The sequence below is a fragment of the Corynebacterium sp. genome, assembly GCF_030532325.1.
Classification (GTDB): Bacteria; Actinomycetota; Actinomycetes; order Mycobacteriales; family Mycobacteriaceae; genus Corynebacterium.
Window position 1 is genome coordinate 53679 of record NZ_JAUNLS010000009.1, and the last position, 21396, is coordinate 75074.

Annotated in this window: 18 protein-coding genes; 13 read left to right on the forward strand and 5 right to left on the reverse strand. The window is 66.1% G+C overall.

Features of this window, described 5'->3' with window-relative positions; all coding sequences use genetic code 11:
• Nucleotides 1-112 precede the first annotated feature (112 nt).
• Nucleotides 113-1759 carry a chaperonin GroEL gene (groL, locus tag Q4E25_RS06545; protein WP_303155375.1) on the reverse strand — a complete coding sequence of 549 codons (1647 nt, stop codon included), beginning with the start codon at nucleotides 1757-1759 and terminating at the stop codon, nucleotides 113-115.
• Between the two features lie 333 nt (nucleotides 1760-2092).
• Here groL and Q4E25_RS06550 point away from each other — a divergent pair, with 333 nt between their 5' ends.
• Nucleotides 2093-3307 carry an ATP-binding protein gene (locus Q4E25_RS06550; protein WP_303155378.1) on the forward strand — a complete coding sequence of 405 codons (1215 nt, stop codon included), beginning with the start codon at nucleotides 2093-2095 and terminating at the stop codon, nucleotides 3305-3307.
• Between the two features lie 23 nt (nucleotides 3308-3330).
• Here the strand turns inward: Q4E25_RS06550 and Q4E25_RS06555 are convergent, their stop codons facing one another.
• Entirely contained in the window at nucleotides 3331-5322 is a 1992-nt protein-coding gene (locus Q4E25_RS06555; RefSeq protein ID WP_303155380.1) for an OPT family oligopeptide transporter, read from the reverse strand.
• A 166-nt stretch (nucleotides 5323-5488) separates the two neighbouring features.
• Here Q4E25_RS06555 and Q4E25_RS06560 point away from each other — a divergent pair, with 166 nt between their 5' ends.
• The 8 genes from Q4E25_RS06560 (at nucleotide 5489) to Q4E25_RS06595 (ending at nucleotide 14788) form a co-directional block, all read left to right on the forward strand.
• Nucleotides 5489-6871 (forward strand): dipeptidase, encoded by a 1383-nt coding sequence (locus Q4E25_RS06560; RefSeq protein WP_303155382.1) that lies wholly within the window; start codon nucleotides 5489-5491, stop codon nucleotides 6869-6871.
• A 172-nt stretch (nucleotides 6872-7043) separates the two neighbouring features.
• A complete protein-coding gene (locus Q4E25_RS06565) occupies nucleotides 7044-10061 on the forward strand; it encodes a Na+/H+ antiporter subunit A (RefSeq protein WP_303155384.1) in 3018 nt (1005 codons plus the stop codon).
• Nucleotides 10061-10576, forward strand: coding sequence for a Na(+)/H(+) antiporter subunit C (locus Q4E25_RS06570; protein ID WP_303155386.1), 516 nt, complete (start codon nucleotides 10061-10063; stop codon nucleotides 10574-10576). Before Q4E25_RS06565 ends, Q4E25_RS06570 begins: the two co-directional genes overlap by 1 nt.
• On the forward strand, nucleotides 10573-12288 hold the full coding sequence (locus tag Q4E25_RS06575) for a Na+/H+ antiporter subunit D (RefSeq protein WP_303155387.1): 1716 nt from the start codon (nucleotides 10573-10575) through the stop codon (nucleotides 12286-12288). Before Q4E25_RS06570 ends, Q4E25_RS06575 begins: the two co-directional genes overlap by 4 nt.
• Nucleotides 12288-12803 carry a Na+/H+ antiporter subunit E gene (locus tag Q4E25_RS06580; RefSeq protein ID WP_303155390.1) on the forward strand — a complete coding sequence of 172 codons (516 nt, stop codon included), beginning with the start codon at nucleotides 12288-12290 and terminating at the stop codon, nucleotides 12801-12803. The genes Q4E25_RS06575 and Q4E25_RS06580 overlap by 1 nt, the downstream gene beginning before the upstream one ends.
• Nucleotides 12803-13075: a monovalent cation/H+ antiporter complex subunit F gene (locus Q4E25_RS06585; RefSeq protein WP_303155392.1), complete on the forward strand. Its 273-nt coding sequence runs from the start codon at nucleotides 12803-12805 to the stop codon at nucleotides 13073-13075. The genes Q4E25_RS06580 and Q4E25_RS06585 overlap by 1 nt, the downstream gene beginning before the upstream one ends.
• On the forward strand, nucleotides 13072-13455 hold the full coding sequence (locus Q4E25_RS06590; RefSeq protein ID WP_303155394.1) for a monovalent cation/H(+) antiporter subunit G: 384 nt from the start codon (nucleotides 13072-13074) through the stop codon (nucleotides 13453-13455). Before Q4E25_RS06585 ends, Q4E25_RS06590 begins: the two co-directional genes overlap by 4 nt.
• An 82-nt stretch (nucleotides 13456-13537) precedes the next feature.
• On the forward strand, nucleotides 13538-14788 hold the full coding sequence (locus Q4E25_RS06595; RefSeq protein ID WP_303155395.1) for a glycosyltransferase 87 family protein: 1251 nt from the start codon (nucleotides 13538-13540) through the stop codon (nucleotides 14786-14788).
• A gap of 22 nt (nucleotides 14789-14810) precedes the next feature.
• Here Q4E25_RS06595 and Q4E25_RS06600 read toward each other — a convergent pair whose 3' ends face one another.
• From Q4E25_RS06600 to Q4E25_RS06610, 3 genes are all read right to left on the reverse strand, one after another.
• The gene (locus Q4E25_RS06600; protein ID WP_303155397.1) at nucleotides 14811-15950 is read right to left on the reverse strand and encodes a glutamate--cysteine ligase; all 1140 of its coding nucleotides are present in this window, start codon (nucleotides 15948-15950) and stop codon (nucleotides 14811-14813) included.
• A 62-nt stretch (nucleotides 15951-16012) separates the two neighbouring features.
• Entirely contained in the window at nucleotides 16013-16834 is an 822-nt protein-coding gene (locus Q4E25_RS06605) for a LytR C-terminal domain-containing protein (protein WP_303155398.1), read from the reverse strand.
• A 26-nt stretch (nucleotides 16835-16860) separates the two neighbouring features.
• Nucleotides 16861-17115, reverse strand: a complete 255-nt coding sequence (locus tag Q4E25_RS06610; RefSeq protein WP_303155401.1) for a DUF3263 domain-containing protein — start codon at nucleotides 17113-17115, stop codon at nucleotides 16861-16863.
• Between the two features lie 16 nt (nucleotides 17116-17131).
• Here Q4E25_RS06610 and Q4E25_RS06615 point away from each other — a divergent pair, with 16 nt between their 5' ends.
• Genes Q4E25_RS06615 through Q4E25_RS06630 form a run of 4 tightly spaced genes read left to right on the forward strand, consistent with a single transcriptional unit; the run spans nucleotide 17132 to nucleotide 21124 of the window.
• Nucleotides 17132-17752 (forward strand): peptide deformylase, encoded by a 621-nt coding sequence (locus Q4E25_RS06615; RefSeq protein WP_303155404.1) that lies wholly within the window; start codon nucleotides 17132-17134, stop codon nucleotides 17750-17752.
• Nucleotides 17753-17761: 9 nt separating this feature from the next.
• Nucleotides 17762-18790 carry a GNAT family N-acetyltransferase gene (locus Q4E25_RS06620; protein WP_303155407.1) on the forward strand — a complete coding sequence of 343 codons (1029 nt, stop codon included), beginning with the start codon at nucleotides 17762-17764 and terminating at the stop codon, nucleotides 18788-18790.
• Between the two features lie 35 nt (nucleotides 18791-18825).
• Nucleotides 18826-19635, forward strand: coding sequence for an exodeoxyribonuclease III (locus tag Q4E25_RS06625; RefSeq protein WP_303155409.1), 810 nt, complete (start codon nucleotides 18826-18828; stop codon nucleotides 19633-19635).
• 25 nt (nucleotides 19636-19660) lie between these two features.
• Nucleotides 19661-21124, forward strand: a complete 1464-nt coding sequence (locus Q4E25_RS06630; protein WP_303155412.1) for a phospholipase D-like domain-containing protein — start codon at nucleotides 19661-19663, stop codon at nucleotides 21122-21124.
• Nucleotides 21125-21396: the final 272 nt, after the last annotated feature.

Here is a 21396-nt window from a genome sequence, read left to right on the forward strand (position 1 = left end):
CAAAGTAACAGCCTACCCGCACGCAGCGGGGCGTGGGGCGGGCTGCGGCTAGCCACGGGCCACCCGTGACAACGAGGGCCACGCGGCAGCCAGGGCCAGCGATGAAGTGGACTTAGAAGCCCATGCCACCCATGGCGTCGGCATCCGGCATGCCAGCGTTAGCGCCAGCCGGCTCCGGCTTGTCAGCCACAACAGCCTCGGTGGTGAGGAAGAGGGCCGCGATGGAGGCAGCGTTCTGCAGTGCGGAGCGGGTGACCTTAACCGGGTCGTTGATGCCTGCGGCCATGAGGTCAACGTACTCGCCGGTAGCGGCGTTGAGGCCCTGGCCGGCCGGCAGGGAGCCAACCTTGTCAGCAACCACGCCCGGCTCCAGGCCGGCGTTCTGAGCAATCTGCTTCAGCGGAGCGGAAAGGGCCTCGCGGACGATCTTGACGCCGGTGGCCTCATCGCCGGTGAGCTCGGACAGGGAGTCCAGGGCGGAAGCGGCCTGCAGCAGGGCCACGCCACCGCCGGCGACGATGCCCTCCCCCACAGCAGCCTTGGCATTGCGCACGGCATCCTCGATGCGGTGCTTGCGCTCCTTGAGCTCAACCTCGGTGGCAGCACCGACCTTGAGAACGGCCACGCCGCCGGCCAGCTTGGCCAGGCGCTCCTGCAGCTTCTCACGGTCGTAGTCGGAGTCGGAGTTCTCAATCTCGGCGCGGATCTGCTTGATGCGGCCGTCGATCTGCTCCTGGTTGCCGGCGCCCTGGACGATGGTGGTGTCATCCTTGGTCACCACGACCTTGCGGGCCTGGCCCAGGTACTCGAGCTCGGCGGTCTCCAGGGAGAGGCCGACCTCCTCGGAGATGACCTGGCCGCCGGTAAGGATGGCCATGTCCTGCAGGGTGGCCTTGCGGCGGTCGCCGAAGCCCGGAGCCTTGACGGCCACGGACTTGAAGGTGCCGCGAATCTTGTTGACCACGAGGGTGGACAGGGCCTCGCCTTCGACATCCTCGGCGACGATGAGCAGCGGCTTGCCGGTCTGCATGACCTTCTCCAGCAGCGGCACGAGCTCCTTGATGTTGGAGATCTTGGAGGAGACCAGCAGGATATACGGATCCTCCAGGACGGCCTCCTGGCGCTCCATGTCGGTGGCGAAATAGCCGGAGATGTAGCCCTTGTCAAAGCGCATGCCCTCAGTGACCTCGAGGTCCACGCCGAAGGTGTTGGACTCTTCAACGGTGATGACGGAGTCCTTGTTCACGGCGCCGTTGCCCACGGCGTACATGGCCTCAGCGATCTTGGCGCCGATGGCCGGGTCAGCGGCGGAGATGCCGGCGGTGGTGGCGATCTCTTCCTGGGTCTCGATTTCCTTGGCGGAGGAGAGCAGGGAGTCCACGACGGCCTTGGTGGCGGACTCGATGCCGCGCTTGATGCCCATCGGGTTGGAGCCGGCGGCAACGTTGCGCAGGCCCTCGCGCACGAGCGCCTGGGCCAGGACGGTTGCGGTGGTGGTGCCGTCACCGGCGACGTCGTCAGTCTTCTTGGCTACTTCCTTGACCAGCTCGGCGCCGATCTTCTCGTAGGGATCCTCGAGCTCGATCTCGCGAGCGATGGAGACACCATCGTTGGTAATGGTCGGCGCGCCCCAGGACTTCTCCAGGACAACGTTGCGGCCCTTGGGGCCAAGGGTGACCTTGACGGCGTCGGCCAGCGTGTTCAGGCCGCGCTCAAGGCCGCGGCGTGCTTCTTCATCAAAGGCAATAATCTTTGCCATGTGTTTGTGCTCCTTAGTTTTATTAGCTAAGACGACACTCTCGTCTCCCCTCGTGGAGGCCCGCGACGGCGCGGCTGATGAGTGTGAATCAGCCTCAACCACGAAAGATTCGATGTATCTAGCACTTGGCCAATGCGAGTGCTAGTGACCATCTTGGCACCGGCCGGTGGCGAGTGCAAGATGTGACGCGCACGCCTAAAGCGATCAGGGGGCCGACCGTGCGTCCCCACAGTGTGCAGCAAACTGCACAGATCCCGGAACAACGGTCCGAGTTTGCAGTTTTCTGCAAAGATTCTTCCGCTTTCCGCCATCTTTGCATTAAAGTGCAAAGACATGAAGCTTGTGAGCCGCCAGCACCTCCTTGCCCAGCTCCACGCCTGGGATAGCGACCCCGCGCTTGACGATGCCATTCGGGTCATCACCGGAGTCCGCCGCTGCGGAAAGTCAAGCCTCCTGCGCCTCTACGAGGACTCCCTCGACGGAGCGCACGTTCTCTCACTCAACTTCGAGCTGCTCTCCACGCAATCGCTGCGCGAGAGCAGCGCTTTCCACGCCGTCGTCATGCAGGCTTACCGCGAGGAAGGCATCACCCATCTACTGATCGACGAAGTCCAGGAACTGGAAGATTGGGCGCGCACGGTCAACTCCCTGCGGGCAGAAACCGATCTCCGCATCCTGGTGACCGGTTCTAACGCCTCCATGTTTGCCGGCGAGGGAATGACCTACCTGGCCGGACGCTACGTCGAACTCGAGGTGCTACCGCTCAGCCTGGCGGAATTTCAGCGTTTTCGCGGCGAGGAGCTGCCCGCGGAGAGCGCCTATGCGCAGTGGATGAAGGGCACACTGCCCGCCGCCGCGCTCGCCACGGAGTCCTCCCACCCACAGCTGAACAATGCTGTCTTTGACTCCATTTTCACCCGGGACATCGCCATGCGCGGGGCCATTCAGGAACCCGCGGTGTTCCTGCGCGTAGCTCGCTTTGTCTTCGATAACGCGGGCTCGCCGCTGTCAGTTAATCGCATTGCTGGCACGCTCACCTCAGCGGGATTCAAAACGTCCAACCACACCATTGAGCGCTATCTTCAGCTCATGGTGGACGCACACATGTTCTACGCGTGCCGCCCCTACGATCTGCGCGGCAGGGAGCACCTGCGCAGCCGCGGAAAGTTCTATTTTGTTGATCCCGGGCTGCGCGACGCCCTCCTCGGGGAACGCACCAGCAACAGCGGCCACGACCTGGAGAACATGGTCTATCTAGAACTGCGCCGCCGCGGTTACGCGGTCAGCGTCGCCCGCAGCGGGAACCAAGAAATTGACTTCATGGCCACCAAGGAGCAGCACACCACCTATATCCAGGTAGCACTCAGCGCGCTCGATGAGGACACCTTGAAGCGGGAGCTTTCCGCTTTTGCTGGTGCGCCCACCGGAGCGCGCTGTGTGCTGATCACGTTCGACCGCCTGCCGCTCAACACCGGAGCGGTGGAACACCTCAACGCCGGAGATTTTCTCCTCGGCGCTGATTTGTTGCGTTCCTCGGCAGGCCTCTAGCCCGCCGAGCTTGAGTGTCTGGGCTAAGCCGCCGCCTCCTGCGGCTCGCTGGCCTTGCGGGTACGCGAGCGCGTCCAGCGGTAGACAAAGGCCACGCCGGCCACGAAGAGAACAATGCCCAGCACGTTGGCGCTGGTGCCGCCCTCGAAGATCTCCAGCGGGTTCTCGCCACCGGAGGCCGCGATGATGGCGGCGTTGACCACACCGAAGAGCGATTCACCCACCACCAGGCCGGTGGCCAGGAGGGTGCCCATGCGCTTGGCAAAGTCCGGGCTGGCCTGCTTGGCGGCCCACTTGTTGTAGAGGAAGCCCAGGAATGCGCCGATCGGAATGATGATGGTCAGCGAGGCCGGCAGGTACATACCCATGCCCACCGCCAGCGGGGAGAGCGAGTACTTGTCGGTGTACTTCTGCAGCAGCTCGTCGATGACGATGAGCACCGCGCCGATGCCAGCGCCGGTAAAGATCAGACCCCAGTCCAGGGAGCTATCAAAAATGCCCTGAGCCACCGAGGACATCAGCGCGGCCTGCGGGGCGGCCAGGGCGTCCTCGCCGGCGCCCTCCATGCCAGCAAAGCCGAAGCCCTCGAGCATGACCTGCAGGATGGGCGGGATGACGATGGAGCCAAAGAGCACGCCGATGATGAGTGCGACCTGCTGCTTCCACGGGGTCGCACCCACCAGCTGGCCGGTCTTGAGGTCCTGCAGGTTGTCGTTGGAGATGGTGGCAATACCGAAGACGATGGCCGCGGTGAACAGGGTGTAGGCCACTAGGGAGAGCGGGTCGGCGTCGCTGCCGCGGGTCACGGCGGCGATGAGCAGCGAGGCGGCCAGCACCGCGATGATGCCCACGGAGGAAATCGGCGAGTTGGAGGCACCGATGAGGCCGGCCATGTAGCCGCACACCGAGGCGATGATGAGGCCCACCAGCAGGGTGAAGATCACGGAGACAGCGATGAGCACGCCCATGTGCTGGTGGATGTCCGTGCCGGAGACGAAGTCCCACAGCAGCCAGGCAATCGGCAGCATGAGCAGGACGATGGTGCCGATGACGTAGGGGAAGGGGATGTCGCGCTCGGTGATGTCGACTTCCTGGCCGGCCTTGCGCTGGCGGGAAGAGGCCAGGGACTCCTTGATGCCCTTGGCAATGGGGCCGGCGATCTTGAGCAGCGTCCAGATGGCGGCAATCGCCATGGTGCCCACGCCGATGAAGCGGATCTCGCTGGAGAAGACGGAGTCGACGGTGTCGGCCATGGTGGCGGCGTCGCCAATGAGCCCGGAGGTGTGCATCGGCAGCAGGAAGAAGTAGGAGATGATAACGCCCACCAGCATGGCGATACCCACCGGCAGGCCCACGAGGTGGCCCACGCCCACCAGCGCCATGGACAGCGAGGTGCCCAGGGTGGTCGCACCCGAGCCGAGCTTGAAGTAGGCGGACACCGAGGAGGCGGCGGCCTTCATCGCGGCCAGCAGGGCCATCACCGCGGAGACGATGCCGCCGGCCAGGATGACGCGCAGGCCCTGGGCGTTCTCCTCGTGGCCTACGCCCTCCTCGCCGTTATCGTCGCCCACGCGCAGCACCTCGGCGGCGGCCACGCCCTCGGGGTACGGGAGATCGGAGCCGGTAATCAGCGCGCGGCGCAGCGGGATGGAGTACATCACGCCGAGGATGCCGCCGATGGCGCACACCGCGGCGGTCTCCAGGAAGGAAAAACCCTGCCAGTAGCCCACCATCACCAGGCCGGGGAGGACAAAGATGATGGCGGAGAGGGTACCGGCGGCAGACGCGATGGTCTGCACGATGTTGTTTTCTTTGATGTTGTGCCCGGAGAACTTGCGCAGCACCGCCATGGAGATGACTGCTGCCGGGATCGAGGTGGCAAAGGTCAGGCCCACCTTGAGGCCGAGGTAGACGTTTGCCGCGGTAAAGACCAAGGTAATCAGGCCACCGATGGCAACGCCCCGGAGGGTAAGTTCGCGCAGGTTGGCCGTGGAACCTGAGGCGGTATTCGCCATGTCAGGTCCTTTCTATTTTCTATTCGGAGAACATGAAAGCTGGCTATGCCCCGTATCGGGGATCACATGAATTCTATTCTTCGCACGGTAAATTACATAGTTTTACCCGCATTCTCAGTGCCCCGTGGGCCACGTCACGCCCAGCCCAACGGGTAAGTTGGTGGGCATGACTGCGATTTCTGATTTCATTTCCGCTGACCGCGATACCATCTTCCAGCAGCTCAAAGAGCTGGTCTCCTTCAACTCCGTGCACAACGAGCCGGGCCTGGAGGAAGAAACCGCCAAGGCCGCCCGCTGGGTCGAGTCCGCGCTCACCGAGGCCGGGCTGGAGACCCAGGCCATCGAGACCGCCGATGGCTCTACGGCCATCATCGGCACCCGCGCGGGCAAGGAGGGCGCCAAGACGGTGCTGCTCTACTCGCACTACGACGTGGTCCCGGCCGGCAACCCCGAGGCCTGGGATTCCGATCCCTTTACGCTGACCGAGCGCACCGACGCCGAAGGCACCACCCGCTGGTACGGCCGCGGCGCGGCGGACTGCAAGGGCAACGTGGCCATGCACCTGGCCGCCCTGCGCGCCCTGGAGGCCAACGGCGGCACGGACCTCAACCTCACCGTGCTCATCGAGGGCTCCGAGGAGCGCGGCGGCGAGGGCCTGTCCGCCCTCATCGAGGAGCGCCCGGAGCTCTTTGCTGCCGACGCCATCCTCATCGCCGACGCCGGCAACGCCGCGGTGGGCGTGCCCACGCTGACCACCTCCCTGCGCGGCGGCGCGCAGATCTACGTGCAGGTGGATACCCTGCGCGCCGGCGTGCACTCCGGCCAGTTCGGCGGCGCGGCTCCCGACGCCGTCAAGGCCCTCATGCGCACCCTGGATTCGCTGACGGACGAGTACGGCCGCACCACCATCGACGGTGTGGACTGCACCGGAACCTGGCCGCTGGCCGCCGGCCAGGACGCCGCCTACCCGGTGGAGACCTTCCGCCAAGACGCGCAGATGCTCGAGGGCACCGAAATCATGGGTGAGAAGGACCCGGCCGGCGCCACCGCCATCGCCGACATGATCTGGGCCCGCCCGGCCGTGACCGTCACCGGCTTTACCTCCACCCCGGTAGCCGAGGCCGTCAACGCCGTGCCGGCCACCGCCTGCGCCAACATCAACCTGCGCACCCCGGCCACCATGGATCCGCGCAGCACCGCCGAGGCGCTGGCGGAGCACCTCAAGAAGCACGTCCCCTGGGGCGCGCAGATCACCGTGGAGATCCTGGAGGCCAACCGCGGCTTCGAGACGGACCCGGCCAAGCCGGCCGCGGCCCTGCTGGGCGAGTGCCTGGGCGAGGCCTTCGGCGCGGAGACCGCCTCCCAGGGCATGGGCGGCTCCATCCCGCTGACCGTGGAGCTGCAGGAGGCCCACCCCCAGGCGGAGATCGCGCTCTTCGGCGTAGAGGAGCCCAAGTGCACCATCCACTCCGCCAACGAGTCCGTGGATCCCACCGAGATCCAGAAGATTGCCGCAGCTGAAGCACTGTTCCTGCAGCGCTACGCCTAGTTCGGGCCCGGCGGCGCGGGCGGGAAAATCCGGCCTTTCGGATGACTGCATTTTATGAAAAAGGTATGGTGACACCTATCCCGCCTGCGCAATGACCGCCTGCGCACCGAGCCCCTGCGCCTTGAGCCCCTGCGCGGTCACAGAAAATCGGAAAGGACGCGACTAGCCCACCGTGCTGATTCTGCTTAGTGCCCTCGTGCTCGCCACCCTCGCCGCGCCTTTCCTCATTTTCTTCCTCGGCAGGCCCGCCTTTGGTCTGCTGGCGCTGGTGCCCACCGCGGGCTTCGTGTGGATCCTGCAGCAATTCTTCACCGGGACCTTCCGCGGCGGCGGCGAGCTGCGCCGCCACATTGGCTGGATGTCGGAGGCCAACCTCGACCTCACCTTCCGCATGGACGCGCTCTCCGGCCTGTTCAGCCTCATCATCCTGGGCGTGGGCACGCTGGTGCTGATGTATTGCTGGGGGTATTTCAACCACTCGCCGCGGCGCCTGGCCATCTTCGGCGCGCAGATGGTGGGCTTTGCCGCCGCCATGTTTGGCCTGGTGGTGGCGGATAACTTCCTGCTGCTCTACGTCTTCTGGGAGATCACCTCGCTGCTCTCCTTCCTCCTGGTGAGCTACTACGGCGAGCGCGCCTCCTCCCGCCGCTCCGCGCAGCAGGCCCTCATGGTCACCGTGCTCGGCGGCCTCATCATGCTCATGGGCATCATCCTGCTGGGACGCCAGACCGGCGCGTGGACGCTCTCCGCGCTTGCCGATGTCCCGCACCTGGCCCAAGTCCCCCACGTCACCGTGGCCATCGTGCTCATCCTCTGCGGAGCGATGTCCAAGTCCGCCATCGCCCCGGCACACTTCTGGCTGCCGGGTGCCATGGCCGCCCCCACCCCGGTCTCGGCCTACCTGCACTCCGCGGCCATGGTCAAGGCCGGCATCTACCTTGTGGCCCGCCTGGCACCCTACGTCCACGAGGTCACCACCTGGCACCTCGTGGTGCTACCGCTGGGCACCTTCACCATGCTTCTGGGCGGCTGGATGGCGCTCAAGCAGCGCGACCTCAAGCTCATCCTGGCCTACGGCACCGTCTCCCAGCTGGGCTTCATCACCGCCAACGTGGCCGTGGGCTCGCGGGAGGCGCTGCAGGCCGGCCTGGCGCTGACCTTTGCGCACTCGCTGTTTAAGGCAGCGCTCTTCATGATCGTCGGCGCGATTGATCGCACGACGGGAACGAGGGACATCGCCAAGCTGGCAGGCCTCAAGCGCGCCCGGCCCGGGCTCTACGTGCTGGCCGTCATCGCCGGAATGTCCATGGCGGGCGTGCCGCCGCTCTTCGGTTTTGTGGCCAAGGAGGCCGCGCTCACCGCCATCCTGCACGAGGATCTGCTGGTAGGCATGCCGCAGCAGATGCTGCTGGTGGCCTGGGTGGCCGGCTCGGCGCTGACCATGGCCTACACCCTGCGCTTCCTGTGGGGTGCTTTTGCCGATAAGGGCCAGGACGAGCCCTCGGAGGCCGTGGCGAAGATGCAGCCGGTCAACACCCTGCTGTGGCTGCCGCCGGCACTACTCACCGCCCTGACCATGCTCTTCGGCGTGTGGCCGGCGGGGCTCTCGGCGGCCATCAGCCAGCACCTGGACAACGTCTTCGGGGCCAGCCCCGCCGGCGCCCACGGGGAGCTTGCTCTCTGGCACGGCTGGGGCCTGCCGCTGCTGCTCACCGCGGTGATCATCGGCGCCGGTGTGTTGCTGCACTGGCAGCGCGAGCCGCTGGCCCGGGCGCAGTTTACCTACCCCGCGCTGGGCTCGGCGGACGCGGCGTACGACGCCATCATCGCCTACCTGCGCCGCCTGTCCATGCTCACCACCGCCTCGACGCAGCGCGGCTCCCTGCAGTTCAACCTCTCCACCATCTTCGCCGTGCTCATGGTGCTGCCGGTGATCATGCTCATCGCCGGCGACCTCACCGACGTGCGCCTCATCGTGGCGGAGAACCCCTGGCAGGCCATTGCCGCCTTCATCATCATCGTTGCCGCGCTGGCCGCCACGGTGATGGATAACCGCCTCTCCGGCATCATCATCGTGGGCATTACCGGCTACGCCATCGCCTTCATCTTTGCCCTGCACGGCGCGCCGGATCTGGCGCTGACCCAGCTGCTGGTGGAGACCATCGTCATGGTGCTTTTTATGCTGGTGCTGCGCCGCATGCCGGCCAACACCGAGTGGAAGCAGGACCCCAAGATGGGCCGCCTGCGCGCCTGGCTCTCCGTGGGCGTCGGCGTCACGGTCACCCTGGTGGCGATGTTTGCCATCAACGCCCGCCGCGCCGAGCCCATCTCCCAGTTCATGCCCCGGCTGGCCCAGGAGATCGGCCACGGCGCCAACACAGTCAACGTGCTGCTGGTGGATATCCGCGCCTGGGACACCTTCGGGGAAATCACCGTGCTCATCATCGCGGCCACCGGTATTGCCTCGCTCATCTTCCGCACCCAATCCTTCAGCCGCCAGTCCCGCCGCCCCACCCTGCGGGTCACGGGGCGGCGCTGGCTGGCCGCGGACATTGAGACCGAGCAGGCGCTCAACCGCTCGCTCATGGTGGACGTGACCACCCGCATGCTCTTCCCCTTCATGGTGGCGCTGTCCCTCTACTTCTTCTTCTCCGGCCACAACGCCCCGGGCGGCGGCTTCGCCGGCGGCCTGGTGGCCGCTCTGGCGCTGACCCTGCGCTACCTGGCCGGCGGCCGCGCGGAATTGGAGGAGGCCCTGCCTGTCGACGGCGGCCGCACCATGGGCGCCGGGCTGGTTTTGGCCTCCACCGCGGTGATTGTCCCGCTCTTCTTCAACCACCCGCCGCTGACCAGCGGCTACACCAAGGTCTCTGTGCCGCTGGTGGGCGATGTCTCGCTGCCCTCCGCGCTGGTCTTCGACGCCGGCGTCTACCTCATCGTGGTGGGCCTGGCGCTCTACGTGCTGCACTCGCTGGGCAGCAAGCTGGACATCGACGAGGAAGTGCGTAAGCAGCGCGCCCGCGACCGCGCCCGCTCGCTGGCCCGGCGCCAGCAGCGCGCCCGTGGTCAGCAGGTGGCCAACCCCCGGCCGGCCGCACAGACCGCCGCGACACAAAAACAATCAACACCCACGACACCCACGACCCCCACGACCCCCACGACACCCACGACGCAGAAGGGAGACAACTGATGGAAGCCAACCTGGTCCTCCTCCTCGCCGCCGGTGTGCTCTGCGGCGCGGGCGTCTACCTGCTGCTGGACCGCGCCATGACCAAGATGCTGCTGGGCATCTTGCTGCTGGGCAACGGTGCAAACCTCATCATGTTGCAGGCCGGCGGCGCCGCGGGCTCGCCGCCCATCGCTGGCCGCGCCACGGCCAACCACGGCGAACAGATGGCGGATCCGCTGGCCCAGGCCATGATCCTCACCGCGATTGTCATCTCCATGGCGCTCACCGGCTTCGTGCTCACCCTGGCCTACCGCCAGTACCGCTACCGCTCCGCGGATGTCATCGAGGACGATACCGAGGATGCAGCAATTGCCAAGATTGCCGCCCGCCCCGGCAACGCCTCGGCCGCCCCGGACCACGATGCCTCCAATGATCCCACCACCGGCCGCACCACCAAGCAGGGCGATGCCTTCGGCCCCGCCTTCTTTGAGGAACCCCTCAAGGAGGCCAACAGCGAGGGAGGCACGCGCCAGTGACCGACGCCCTGCGCCCCTTTGTGGACTTCATCCTGCCCTACATGGGCCTTATCATCCCGCTGCCCATCATCATCCCGGCCCTGGCCGCCGCCCTGGCGATGCTCTGGGCCCGCCACCCCGGCGTGCAGCGCCGCGTGGTCTTCTTCTCGCTCCTGCTGGTGGCCGCGGTCAACGCCGCGCTCATCGTGGTGGCCGACGGTGCCGGCATCCAAGTACTGCAGGTCGGCGGCTGGGACGCCCCGGTGGGCATCACGCTGGTGGCCGATCGCCTTTCCACGGTGATGCTTTTTACCTCCTCCGTCGTGCTCTTCACGGTGATGTGGTACGCCATCTCCCAGGGTGTGCACGACGGCTCTGAGGAGGACCCCGTGGCGGTCTTCTTCCCCACCTACATGCTGCTGACCATGGGCGTGAACGTCTCCTTCCTGGCCGGCGATCTCTTCAACCTCTACGTCGGCTTTGAGATCTTCCTCGTGGCCTCCTACGTGCTGCTCACGCTGGGCGCCTCGCCCGCCCGCGTGCGCGCCGGCGTGGGCTACGTCATGGTTTCGATGGCCTCCTCGATGATCTTCGTGCTGGCGCTGGCCTTCATCTACGCCTCGGTGGGCACCATGAACATGGCGCAGATCGGCCTGCGCATGGAGGACGTCCCGGTAGGCACGCGCACCGCGGTCTTCTCCGTGCTGCTCATCGCCTTTGGTATCAAGGCGGCCATCTTCCCGCTCGATGCCTGGCTGCCGGACTCCTACCCCACCGCCCCCTCGCTGGTCACCGCGGTCTTCGCGGGCCTGCTCACCAAGGTGGGTGTCTACGCCATCATCCGCGCGCGCACCTCGATCTTCACCGGCGGCGGGCTGGACACCCTGCTCATGTGGGTGGCCCTGGCCACCATGCTGGTGGGCATCCTGGGCGCAATTGCGCAATCGGACATCAAGCGTCTTCTCTCCTTCACCCTGGTCAGCCACATCGGTTACATGATCTTCGGCGTGGCGCTGGGCACCGCGCAGGGGCTCTCCGGCGCCATCTTCTACGCCATCCACCACATTCTGGTGCAGACCGCCCTCTTCCTCGTGGTGGGCCTGGTGGAACGCCAGGCGGGCACCTCCTCGCTGCGCAGGCTGGGTTCGCTGCTCTACACCGCGCCCTTCATTGCCATTCTTTACTTCATCCCGGCGGTCAACCTGGGCGGCATCCCGCCCTTCTCCGGCTTCCTGGGCAAGATCATGCTCCTGCAGGCAGGTGCCAATGAGGGCTCCTGGCTGTCCTGGGTGCTCATCGGCGGCGCGGTGGTGACCTCCCTGCTCACCCTCTACGTCATGGTCCTGGTGTGGGCCAAGGGCTTCCAGCGCGACCGCGCCGACGCCCCCGAGGGCAACCTGGCCATCGCCCGGCCCTCCCCGCTGGGTGTGGTCACGGACGTCGTCGAGCTGGAGGAACGCGCGGACGTGGGCCGGGTGCCCTTCGGCATGCTGGCTTCCACCACCACGCTGGTGGCGGCCTCGGTGGCCATCACCTTCCTGGCCGGCCCCATCGCCGGTGTGACGGGGCGCGCAGCCGAGTCTGCGCACGATGACACCATCTACCGCTCCGCGGTGCTGGGCACGAGCGCCCAGGATCCGGGCCGCCAGCTCGATCCGCGGATGCGCTACAACGACGGCGTGGATTCCTACCTGCAGCGCCACGCCGCCGACGTCGCGGAAGGAGGACGCTAATGCTCAGCGGTTTCAAGCACCGTTTCCGCCCGTGGTTCATGGTGGGCACCGTGCTCATGTGGTGCCTGCTCATGGGCGAGTTTTCCGTGGCCAACCTGGTGGGTGGGCTCTTGGTCAGCCTCTTCGTGGTCTTCGCCCTGCCGCTACCGGCCATGCCCATCTCCGGCATCTCGGTGAGCTGGGGCAAGCTCGTGGTCTTTGCCGTGCAGTGGTGCATCCAGCTTTTGCAGGCCTCCGTCAAGGTCTCCTGGCTGGCCATCCGCCCACAGGAGCCGCCGAAGAGCGCCATCGTGGTACTGCCCATGCGCCTGGACAGCGAGTTCATCCTCGCCACCGCCGTGGGGCTGTATAACCTGCAGCCGGGCGGCACCGTGACCGAGATTGACATTGCCAACCGCATGCTCACCATCCACCTGCTTAGTGCGGACACGGAGGAGGAACTCCAGCGCGAGATCGACGCGGTGGCCAAGCTGGAAGCAGACATGATCGCCATCTTTGAAAGGAACCACCGCTGATGGATGATTCCCCCTACACCTTCTTTCTCACCATTGCGGCCGGGATCTTCGTGGTGGCCTTCCTCATCACCACCTGGCGCATCGTGGTGGGCCCCAACTCGCTGGACAGGCTCATCGGCCTCGACGGCCTGGTGGCCATGTTCCAGTGCGCCATGGCCACCTACATCTGCTGGACGCTGGACACCACGGTCTCCAACGCCATGCTCGTCGTAGCGCTGCTGGGCTTCATCTCCACCGTCTCCGTCACCCGTTTCCGAAGGAGGGACGCATGAGCCTGACACTCGTGGCCGATATCGTCTCCTTGGTCCTCATCATCTCCGGCGCGCTGTTTACCCTAGCCGCTGCGATTGGCATCGCCCGCTTCGGCGACGCCATGTCCCGCGTGCACGCCATTACCAAGCCGCAGACGGTGGGACTCATCTTCACCATCCTGGGCTCCATCATCCGGGTGGTTGGATCGGAGGATTTCAGCGTGGCTGAGCGTGGCGATCTAGGAATCCTCATCCTGCTGGTACTCTTTGCCATGATTACCAGTCCGGTGACCGCGCAGAGAACCTCCCGTATTGCACGCCGTGAGGGCCTCTACGCCCCCGCGAAAAAGATGTCCCGCAACGACAGGCCCGCCGCGCGCCCGCTGCGACGGCCCAAATAAGCTGCGGCGAACTACACAAGGCGAAAACACACCCCATCACAAGGCACAAGTACATCACCAGCAGTTCAGGAGGAAGCCGCCCGTGACCAAGAAGCTCTACGGCATCTCCACGTTGCTGGTGACCATGGCCGCGCTCTTTGCGGTGATTGTCTACCGTTTCCACATCTTCGACGGGCTCAACGCCTTCACCTACATCATGCCCTTTGACCTGCGCATCTATCAGCTCGCGGGCGAGGACCTGCTGGCCGGGGGCAATCTCTACGACAACCCTTACATTGCCAACTTCCCCTTCACCTATCCCCCCTTCGCCGGCCTGGTGTTTATGCTCCTGCCCGCGCTGGGCGATTCCCTCATCATCGCCTGGCCTGCGGCCATCTACGCCGCCCTGCTGGCCATCATCATCATGATCCTGCGCGAGCGCGGCGTGAGGATCACCCCGGCGGTGCTGCTGGTGGCCGTGGCGCTCACCGCGCTGACCCCGGCCAACGAGTCCATCCACGGCACCCAGTACTACGGGCAGATCAACGTCTTCCTCATGCTCTTGGTGGCCTTCGACCTGCTGCCGCTCAAGTGGCGCCTGCCTGGCGTGGGCACCGGCCTGGCCGCCGGCCTCAAGCTCACCCCGGCCTACATGGGTCTGGCTCTGCTCTTTGAGCGCCGCTGGTGGGCCGCCCTCGGGTCAATCATCACCTTCCTAGTCACCGTGATCATCGGCTTCATGTTCGTGCCGGACGCCAAGGTCTTCTGGACCGATGCCATGTTCAACTCCTCGCGCGTGGGCGAGCACGCCAACCCCGGCGCGAAGTCCCTACGCTCCCTGATGTACCGAGTCTTCGGCATCGACGGCGGCGTGTGGTGGATCCTGGCCGTGCTGGCGGTCTTCGCGCTCACCTGCCTGGCGCTGCGCACCGCCTACAAGCACGGCAACCGCAGCGCGGCCCTGGCCATGACGGGCCTGTCCGCCTGCTTGGTCTCCCCCTTCTCCTGGTACCACCACTTCATCTGGACCGTGCCCTTTGGCATCGTGGTCTTTGTGGCCACCAACCAGGCGCTGGGCACGCGGCTGACCGGACGCTTCGGTGCGCAGCTCGCCGGCCTGCTCAGCGTGCTAGCGCTCGTGGTGGTGGAGTTGCCCTTCATGTCCGCCCCCGTGTGGTTCGCGGCATCCTCGGGCAACCTGGACCACATCGAGTCCTTCCAGCCCTGGGCGATGTCCCTGTGGACCATGTCCTGCGTCATCTACATCGCGGCCTACGCCGCCTGGGGTTTCATCAGCCCGAAGAGCTCGACGGCCTCCACGGCCTCGACGCAGGGCCGCCACGCTGCTGCTTAAGTGAGCGTGCTTACGTGACTGCTTAAGTGAGCGGACGCAGCGCGTCCATCTCCTCGCTCGTGGCCTTGACCACCTCGGCCCAACTGCCGGTGGCCTGGTACAGGGCGCGCTGGCGCTCGTAGGCCGCACCGCCCTCGATGATCTCGTGGATGAGGTTGAGCTCGCGGGCGCATCCGAGCTCTTCCGCCAGCGGCGCCAGCTCCACCAGGAGATCCTGCAACTCCTCTTTGACCCAGCGCTCGTCGGTCTCGCGGGAGGTAATCACCAGCGCGTCCATGCCGTAGCGCGCGCCGCGCCACTTGTTTTCCGCCACGTGCCAGGGCTGCAGGATGGGCAGCTCCTCGCCGCGGTCGATCATGCGGTCATAGTGCACCACCAGGCAGTGGGTCAGGGCCACGATGGCGGAGAGCTCGCGGAGGTTGGAGGTGGCGTCGGAAATGCGCACCTCGATGGTGCCCCACTTGGAGGCCGGGCGGACGTCGAAGTGCATCGAGCCGGTGTGGTTGATCACCCCGGAGATGGACTGGTCCTTGATGTAGGACTGCCACTCCTGCCAGTCGCGGAACTGGTAGGGCATGCCGGCGGTGGGCAGCTGCTGGTAGAGCATGGTGCGCTGGGAGGCGTAGCCGGTGTCCTGGCCCTCCCAGCCGGGCGAGGAGGCGGAAATGGCCAGCAGGTGCGGGTACTTGGTCATCAGAGCATTGATGATGGGCCACACACGGTCCTCGTGGCGGATGCCCACGTGCACGTGGGTGCCCCACAGCAGCATGCGCTTGCCCCAGTACTGGGTGCGGTTGATGATCTCGGAGTAGTTGGGCTTTTCAGATACCGGGTTGTTGCACACCTCGGAGAAGGGATGCCCGCCGGAGGACCACAGGCGCACGCCCAGGGCCTCGGCGCCCTCGCGCACGTGGCCGAGGGAGACGCTGAGCTCCTCGATGGCCTCCGGAACCGTACCGCACACCCCGGTGACGAGCTCCACGGTGTTTTGCAGGAACTCCTGCTCCAGGTGGGTCTCGGGGTGGGTGGCTCGGACGGCGTCGATAAGCTCCTGCCCACGGGGAACAAGATCCCAGGTGACTGGGTCCACGAGCGCCACTTCCCATTCCACGCCCAGCGTGGGGCGCGGGGAACGGGCAAAGGTTTCTTCCGGGATGTTCACCCGTCCATCCTAACTGCCGCAGAACAGAAATTCCCCATGCGTGGAGAGTTTATATTCAGCTTCTAGGCCTGCGGGACGGCGAGCACGACGACCACCGCGTTGTCCTTGGTGTACTCCGCGCTGAGCTCCTGCGGGTAGGCGGCCACGGCCTCGGCCGGGACGTTGGCGCCGTAGTAGCGTGCGGCGACCTCCTTGGCCAGGTTCTCGGCGTTGGCGTCGCCCGCCGGGAAGTAGACCGTGGTGCGCGGGACCACCATGACCTGATCACTGATGTTGCCCACCTCGGCCACCTTGAAGTGGGCATCCTTGAGCTTCTCGCTCTCCTCGGCGGCGTAGTTGGCCTGGCCGGAGTTGTTAAAGACGTTCACCGGGATCTCCGCCTGCGGGCGAGCGGCGCCGGTGTTCGCGCCGTTCTCCCCCGGCTTGGCCTCTGGCTTCTCCTCCGGCTTGTCACCGGGCTTCTCCCCTGGATTGTCACCGGGCTTGTCCCCTTCGGCGTTGGCCTCCCCCGGCTTCTCGCCGTTCTGTTCATCGGGCTTCGCGCCCGGCTGCGCCTGGCCCGCGCCGTTTTCGCCCTCCACGGGTGCGTTGATGGTGGCGTCAGTGCCGGTGCCGGCGGCGTTCTGGCTATCCCCGGAGTCATCGGAGCCGGAGGTCAGGGCGTAGAGCCCCCACATGCCCAGCATGATGGCCACGGCAATGAGCACCATGGCCAGCCCGCGCAGGGGCAGGCCGGACTTCGCCGCCGGTGCAGCGCCGGCGCCAGTGCCAGCAGCAGCGCTCTCAGGTGCGGCGTGCGCGGCCTGGTGATCGCCGGCGCGGCGGGTATCCTCAGCGCCCTCGTGGGAAGAGTTGACAGAGTTTTCCGGATTCACATTAGTCACAGCAGCAACTCTAGCCTGCGGGCGTATCAGTGCGCGGGATTTTCCCGCGCGGCGCGCCGCACCTCTTCGCGCTGCTCACGCACTCGCCGCAGGCGAGCCACCAAGACGGGATAGGACTCGGCGGCCGCGGGGGCATCGAGAAGCACATTTAAGCGCTGGTGATAGCGCACCGGGGAGATGTCCAGCTCCTTAATGATGGCCTCCTCCTTCGCGCCCACCCCGCGCGGGGCGCGCGATTCGAACTCTAAGATGGCCGCGTCTAGGTCTGACAAGGACTGCATGCCTACACTGTAGGGCATGACTATTCGCCCCATTGTGATCCACGGCGACCCGGTACTGCACAACCCCACCGAGCCCGTGACCGAACCCATTGACTCCCCTGAGCTGCAGGAACTCATCCGGGACATGTATGAAACCATGGACGCCGCCAACGGCGTTGGCCTGGCCGCCAACCAGGTGGGCGTGAACAAGCGCCTCTTTGTCTACCACTGCCCGGATACCGACGGCCCCAACGGCAGCGAGCTACCCGCGGATCAGGGCGGCATGCGCAAGGGCTGCGTGATCAACCCCGTGCTGGAGACCTCCGAAATCCCGGAAACCATGCCGGCTGACGACGGCTCCGAGGACGAAGGCTGCCTCTCCGTGCCGGGCGAGGGCTTCCCCACCGGCCGAGCCGACTGGGCCCGCGTCACCGGCAAGGACGAGCATGGCAACGATATTTCCATCGAGGGCTACGGCTTCTTCGCCCGCATGCTGCAGCACGAGACCGGCCACCTCGACGGCTTTGTCTACACCGACGTGCTCACGGGCCGCTTCAAGCGCCAGGCCAAGAAGACCATCAAGCGCAACGGGTGGACCGAGGCCGGCCTGACCTGGCTGCCGGGCGAGGACGAAGACCCCTTCGGCCACGACGCCTAAGCGCCCGCTATGAGTTACATCTTCCGCTCCGATAACGTCGCCCCCGGCGAACGGGTGGTGGCTAGGCGCCAGTACACCACCGTTGGCGAGGACGGCCGGCCACACACCGTCTACAGCGACGTCATCGGCCACGTGCTGAGCACCTCCCCGCTGGTCATCCGCCCGCAGGAGGTGGGCGGCTACCCCTCGGCGCGCGAGGCCGTGGAGATCGCGCCCGAGGAGCTGAAGATCATCAAACGGCTCTCCCCGCGCACGGTGCGCAACTCCGACATCCGCGCCATCGAGGTAGCCACCGCCGCGGCCTTCCCCGGCACCGAGCACACCTGGACCAGCGACGGCCAATGGCTCATGCGCGCCGGCGACGGCATCACCGGCCGCTCCAATTCCGCCGTGCCGCTGGGCCCCTCCGCCGGTTTTAGCCCGGTGCCCATGGAGGAGATCGAGGCCTTCTACGCCCGCCACGGGCTGCCGGTGTGCCTGGAGATCCCCGAGCGCATTGGCAAGCCCGCCGAAAAACTCGTAGCCGCCGCCCCGCAGGCCTGGGAGCTGGAGCCGGAGATCCTGGTCATGGCCCGAGATCTCCCCGCCGAGGTCACCCCGCAGGCCCAGGAGGGAATCAGCTTCCGCATCGACGAGCAGCCCGACCGCGCCTGGCTGGATCTCTACCACTTCCGCGGCCAGGCCCTGCCCGAGAAAGCCCTGTTCTACCTGCGCAGCGCCATCGAGGGCCGCATGGGCTTTGGCCGGCTTCTCAGCGCCGACGGGGAGACCGTCGCGATTACCCGGGGCACGCTCACCGAATCCGGGGACGGGAGCGTCTGGCTGGGCTACTCCGCCGTCGAAGTGGCCGAGCCCTGGCGCCGCCGCGGCCTGGGCACACTGCTGGGCGCACACATGCTGCGCTGGGGCGCCGAGCACGGTGCGCAGCGGGCCTACCTGCAGGTCGTCGCCAGCAACGCGGCAGGCATCCGCCTCTATGAAAAGCTGGGCTTCATCGAGCACCACCGCCACCGCTACGCCCGCCGCCTGGTCCGCTGAGCCCGCGCACTGAAAAGTCCAGTACTCTGAACGGCATGCGCATCGCCACCTGGAACATCAACTCCGTCCGCACCCGCGCCCAGCGCGCGGTGGATCTTTTGGCCAAGCACGACATCGACGTGCTCTGCCTGCAGGAGACCAAGGTGGCGGACGATAAGTTCCCGGTCAGCGTGTTCGAGGAAGCCGGCTACCACGTCACCTGCCACGGGCTTAACCAGTGGAACGGGGTGGCCATCATCTCCAAGGAGCAGCCGGAGGAGGTGCAGACCTCTTTCCCCGGACAGCCCGGCTTCAACAAGGACGAATCCAAGCCCCAGGAGCTGGAGGCCCGCGCGCTCTCCGCGCGCATCCGCGGGGTGGAAATCTGGTCCCTCTACGTGCCCAATGGGCGCGAGATCACCGACCGCCACTACGACTACAAACTGCAGTTCCTCTACTCCCTGGCGCGCTACGCGGAGACCCGCGCTCAGTCCAAGCTGCTGCTCACCGGGGACTTCAACATCGCCCCGCGGGATGAGGACGTGTGGGACATCTCCGTCTTCCGCGGCAAGACCCACGTCACCGAGCCTGAGCGCGCCGCCTTCCAGATGCTGCTCGAGGCCGGCCTGGAGGAGGTCACCCGCCGCTACACCGCCGAGCAGCGCTGGACCTACTTTGACTACAAGTCCCTGCGCTTCCAAAAGAACGAGGGCATGCGCATCGACTTCCAGCTAGCCAGCCACCCCCTGGCCAGCCTGGTCACCGGCGCCCAGGTAGACATGGTGGAGCGCGCCGGCGATAAGACCTCAGACCACGTGCCGCTGCTGGCGGATTTTGACCTGCCGGACTTCGATTCCGTACGTTAGGCGGAATGGGAGAACTTCACATCCGATGAACCTCAGCATTGACTTGAGCTGGTGGCAGCTGTTTTTCCTCTTCGTGGACTACGGCATCAAGATCCTGGCCATCGGCGTTGTACCCGAGGGCCGCCGCCCCTCCAGCTCCACCGCCTGGCTGCTGGCCATTTTGCTGCTGCCCATCGTGGGCCTGCCGCTCTTCCTGCTCATGGGCTCGCCCTACATCAACCGGCGCCGCCACCGCATCCAGCAGGAAGCCAACGAGCTCATCGATGACATCAACGCCAACACTCCCGATCACCCCAGCGGGCGGCTCACCCCGGAGGTCGAATCCCTCATCAGACTCAACCGCAACCTCACCGGCTTCCCCGCCCTGGTGGGCCACAACAAGGGTCTGCACGCCGACTACAACGGCGCCATCCGCGCCATTGCGGCGGCCATCGACCGCGCCGAGAAGTACGTCTACATCGAGATTTACATCCAGTCCTGGGATGAGACCACCGACGTCTTCTACCAATCCCTCCGGCGCGCCCGCGAGCGCGGCGTGGAGGTCAAGCTGCTGCTCGATCAGATTGGCAGCTTCAAGTACAAGGGCTACTGGTCCCTGGGCCGGCGCCTCACGGACATCGGCGTGGACTGGCGCCTCACCCTGCCGCTGCAGCTGCACAAGGGCCGCTTCCGCCGCCCCGATCTGCGCAATCACCGCAAGATCGTGGTGGTGGACGGCGAGACCGGCTTCCTCGGCTCGGCCAACATGATTGACCGCGCCTACAACACGCAGAACCGCTACTGGGTGGACTACATGGTGGAGCTCACCGGCCCGGTGGTCACCTCGCTCACGGCGGTCTTCGCGGTGGACTGGTACATCGAATCCGACGAGGCCCTCTCCCTCGACGCCCTGCCTTACGACGACGCCGCAACCGACGACGCCAACCACCTCCAGCTCATCCCCTCCGGGCCGGGCTACACCAGCGAGCCGAACCTGCGCATGTTCAACTCGGTGGTCCACCACGCCAAGCAGCGGCTGGTGATGTGCTCGCCCTACTTCGTGCCGGACGAGTCCCTCCTGGAGGCGGTGACCACGGCCTGCTACCGCGACGTCGAGGTGGAGCTCTTCGTCTCCGCCAAGGCGGACCAGTTCATGGTCAACCACGCGCAGTCCTCCTACTACCAGGCACTTTTGGAGGCCGGCGTGCGCATCTACCTCTTCCCGGAGCCCTTTGTGCTGCACTCGAAGTTCATCGTGGCTGACCCCGACTACGCCGGCAACCAGCCGCTGTGTATGTTCGGCTCCTCCAACATGGACATGCGCTCCTTTGGCCTCAACTACGAGTCCACGATGCTGGTGGCCAAGGGAGACCTCATCCGCGACTTCACCCAGCTGGCCGATAACTACCGCGCCGTGTGCCACGAGCTGACCCTCGAGGAGTGGAACAAGCGCGGCTTCCTGCGCCGCTACGTGGACAACGTGATGCGCCTGACCTCCGCGCTGCAATAGGCCCCGCCCTCGCCGCGCCCGCGCCCCGCGTCACCCCGCCCTCGCCGCGCCTGCGCCCCGCATCACCCCGCGCCCCGCGGTACGTTTTGACGGGAAAGCCCCGAAAACCGGGTGGCTTTCCGGCCTTGCGCGCGAAAACGTACCGTCAGCTCCCACCCGTGCCAAGGCCACGCCGCCCGACGCGACAGGCTTGGCAACCCGCGGTACGTTTTAACGGGAAAGCCCCCAAAACCGGGTGGTTTTCCAGCACTTCTCGCACAAACGTACCGCGG

Coding starts and splice junctions, on each gene's coding strand:
- groL (WP_303155375.1), bottom strand. CDS start 1,759: ATGGCAAAGATTATTGCCTTTGATGAAGAAGCACGCCGCGGCCTTGAG.
- Q4E25_RS06550 (WP_303155378.1), top strand. CDS start 2,093: ATGAAGCTTGTGAGCCGCCAGCACCTCCTTGCCCAGCTCCACGCCTGG.
- Q4E25_RS06555 (WP_303155380.1), bottom strand. CDS start 5,322: ATGGCGAATACCGCCTCAGGTTCCACGGCCAACCTGCGCGAACTTACC.
- Q4E25_RS06560 (WP_303155382.1), top strand. CDS start 5,489: ATGACTGCGATTTCTGATTTCATTTCCGCTGACCGCGATACCATCTTC.
- Q4E25_RS06570 (WP_303155386.1), top strand. CDS start 10,061: ATGGAAGCCAACCTGGTCCTCCTCCTCGCCGCCGGTGTGCTCTGCGGC.
- Q4E25_RS06580 (WP_303155390.1), top strand. CDS start 12,288: ATGCTCAGCGGTTTCAAGCACCGTTTCCGCCCGTGGTTCATGGTGGGC.
- Q4E25_RS06585 (WP_303155392.1), top strand. CDS start 12,803: ATGGATGATTCCCCCTACACCTTCTTTCTCACCATTGCGGCCGGGATC.
- Q4E25_RS06590 (WP_303155394.1), top strand. CDS start 13,072: ATGAGCCTGACACTCGTGGCCGATATCGTCTCCTTGGTCCTCATCATC.
- Q4E25_RS06610 (WP_303155401.1), bottom strand. CDS start 17,115: ATGCAGTCCTTGTCAGACCTAGACGCGGCCATCTTAGAGTTCGAATCG.
- Q4E25_RS06615 (WP_303155404.1), top strand. CDS start 17,132: ATGACTATTCGCCCCATTGTGATCCACGGCGACCCGGTACTGCACAAC.
- Q4E25_RS06620 (WP_303155407.1), top strand. CDS start 17,762: ATGAGTTACATCTTCCGCTCCGATAACGTCGCCCCCGGCGAACGGGTG.
- Q4E25_RS06625 (WP_303155409.1), top strand. CDS start 18,826: ATGCGCATCGCCACCTGGAACATCAACTCCGTCCGCACCCGCGCCCAG.
- Q4E25_RS06630 (WP_303155412.1), top strand. CDS start 19,661: ATGAACCTCAGCATTGACTTGAGCTGGTGGCAGCTGTTTTTCCTCTTC.